The organism is Clostridium saudiense (assembly GCF_000577815.1).
Lineage (GTDB): Bacteria > Bacillota > Clostridia > Clostridiales > Clostridiaceae > Clostridium > Clostridium saudiense.
Map to the genome: position 1 here is coordinate 1 of NZ_CBYM010000098.1, position 540 is coordinate 540.

1 protein-coding gene is annotated in these 540 nt (G+C 34.3%); it reads left to right on the plus strand.

From position 1 onward, the window contains the following. Positions 1 to 45 precede the first annotated feature (45 nt). Positions 46 to 540: IS1/IS1595 family N-terminal zinc-binding domain-containing protein (locus TY07_RS17080; RefSeq protein ID WP_042403163.1), on the plus strand; the 495-nt coding region annotated here is incomplete at its 3' end.

Genomic DNA, 540 nt, shown 5'->3' on the forward strand with positions numbered 1-540 from the left:
TTTGCGAGACTAAATAATACCCCCTTTGAAAAGGAGAGAAGAACAATGAGCAAAACTAATATAAAATGCCCACGCTGTAATTCTGATAAACTATATAAGTTTGGTATGAATAAGCAGGCTAAACAAAAGTATCAATGTAAGCAGTGTAAGCGCCAATTCGCCATAGGCGACGGTGACGGACGTCCTAAACTTAATAATCCTAAATGTCCTAGATGCGGTAAGGGAACTTACTTACATCATTCATATAAACATTACAATCGCTATAAGTGCAATAACAAGAAGTGTAATCACATAATAGTAAAACATCACACCACCAATATTGATACAGCTTCTAGTGAATTAGTTAGTGGTTCCCTTTCAATGAAAGGAATGCGTTTTCCGCTACATGTAATACTAACTGCATTAACACTATACTTTTTAAATAATTCATCAACAAGAGCTATTTCTCAATTCTTGATGATTAACTCTGGTATTAAGGTATCCCATGTTACTATAGCAAGTTGGACTAATAAATTTGCACCTTTCTTTAAACAGAAAGCT